This window comes from Candidatus Thiosymbion oneisti, assembly GCF_004359955.1.
Lineage (GTDB): Bacteria > Pseudomonadota > Gammaproteobacteria > Chromatiales > Chromatiaceae > Thiosymbion > Thiosymbion oneisti.
Window position 1 is genome coordinate 1 of the sequence record NZ_SMSC01000087.1, and the last position, 1,306, is coordinate 1,306.

The 1,306-nt window shown below is 54.2% G+C and carries 1 protein-coding gene; it reads left to right on the forward strand.

The features are described 5' to 3' along the window. The first annotated feature begins 405 nt into the window (after positions 1-405). The gene (locus E1958_RS19510) at positions 406-810 is read left to right on the forward strand and encodes a hypothetical protein (RefSeq protein ID WP_133513354.1); all 405 of its coding nucleotides are present in this window, start codon (positions 406-408) and stop codon (positions 808-810) included. Positions 811-1,306 lie beyond the last annotated feature (496 nt).

Genomic DNA, 1,306 nt, shown 5'->3' on the forward strand with positions numbered 1-1,306 from the left:
CAAGAATCTTGCGTCAAGCAGAAATAAGCAGAGAAGAATGGGAAAAGTTGTAATTGTAGACGGCAGCAACCTGCTGTACCCTTGGTCATCTCCAGGGAATTCATCTTTGCACCGGGACTAGCTCGACTCTTGGCATACCCTGCAAGAGCTACCGACGTGCGCAAACCCTATGCAGAGCGGGCGATCGCCGCATCCAGGCCGAAGAGTGCTAATGAGCTACTGCGGAGCGCGGTGCCTCCGGACCAAGCATGTCGTCGAGCTGACACGATATGGGATGAAGACATCGTCGTGTTGGGCCTTGAATCAAGGATGGTGGCCGATTACGGCCCGCTCTCTGGGGCGCAGAGGTAGATATCTATCGACAATACTCACGTCGTAAACCAAGAACCATCGTGGAGAATTCGCATGATTACGCTCAAAGCAGCCAAGAACCCGAGCCTATCTGTTGTTATGACCGGACTGCCTCGTATCAAGCACGAGCTGAGTCTTCGGCTCAAGGGGCGGCGCGATCCGCTTTACCAAGTAGCTGACTTTAACTTCAATGATGCCCATCCCGATGATGTGGACTCGGATGCCCATGTCGATGTCTATCCGATCGGAACCGCGATTGCGGGGAAGTCCGGATTCGTTTTGTTGGAGTGGTCAGTTGTGATCGCAAAGGTCGCGGCAGATGTACCTTACCAAGTCGTCCTCGCCGTGATGCAGGATGGCGCCTCTGTCTTCGCACAGACCTACTCCAACACGGATCCGGACGCCGGTACCGGGAGTGTGAGATTCGAGTTGGGTATGGAAGTTTTCAATATTGCCTGAGGAGCAAGCCGTGAACCCGAGATATGCGTGTTTCCTTACCTGTCTTACCGTCGGCACCTTCCTCTACGCTCCTTACACCTTATCGCAGGACTCTGCGCAAAAAAGGACACCCACTTTGTTTGGCGTCTCTCCCACCCTTAAGCTAAGCTCTTTCCCAACACCAAATCACAGGGAATCTGCCATGACTGCTTCCCGCTCAGCGCTCGTTTCCCTCGAAGACACCCCTTGGTATTACTGTGTATGCCGCTGCGTGCACCGTGCCTTCTTGTGTGGTGAGGACCCGTTCTCGGGGTGAGGTAAAAGGACCGTAGGGCGGGAAAGCGCAGCGCATCCCGCCTTTTGCATCCCTCCAGAATCGAAAAAAAGGACACCCATCTTGTTTGACACGACTTTTCCACTGAGTTAGCATTCTTCTCAGCCCGACACGACCAGGAGTCCGACTATGACCGCTCCCCGCTCCGCTCTCGTTTCCCTTGAAGATACCCCTTGGTATCAC

Coding starts and splice junctions, on each gene's coding strand:
- E1958_RS19510 (WP_133513354.1), top strand. CDS start 406: ATGATTACGCTCAAAGCAGCCAAGAACCCGAGCCTATCTGTTGTTATG.